The organism is Undibacterium sp. RuTC16W, from assembly GCF_049339445.1.
In the GTDB taxonomy this organism is placed as follows: Bacteria; Pseudomonadota; Gammaproteobacteria; order Burkholderiales; family Burkholderiaceae_D; genus Undibacterium.
The window spans coordinates 1-286 of record NZ_JBMPPE010000118.1; the positions used below are offsets into that span (position 1 = coordinate 1).

Genomic DNA, 286 nt, shown 5'->3' on the forward strand with positions numbered 1-286 from the left:
TGGAAAGCATTCGCCAAGTCGCTAAGGTTGAAGAGTCTTATATTGAACCTGAAGTGAGCCCTGAATTTGAAACGCAAGACAACTCTATGTCTGTAGGTGATGATTCAGCAAGCGCTGTTGATACTGAAGGCGAGGGAAGTGAGATTGACTCAAGCGTTCAAGTGATTAAAGGCAGCGAGCTCTCTACGGATGCTGAGCTAACAAGCACGACTGATGCGACGCTAGACGAATCTGGTGAAGAAGAACTCATCATCATGGCTCCAGTGCACACTAAGCCAAGCTTGGT

The 286-nt window shown here is 47.2% G+C and carries 1 protein-coding gene; it reads left to right on the plus strand.

All coding sequences use genetic code 11. The annotated features are described in order from the left end of the window. On the plus strand, nt 1–286 hold a 286-nt coding region (locus ACO0K4_RS19760), incomplete at both ends, for a hypothetical protein (protein ID WP_422958359.1).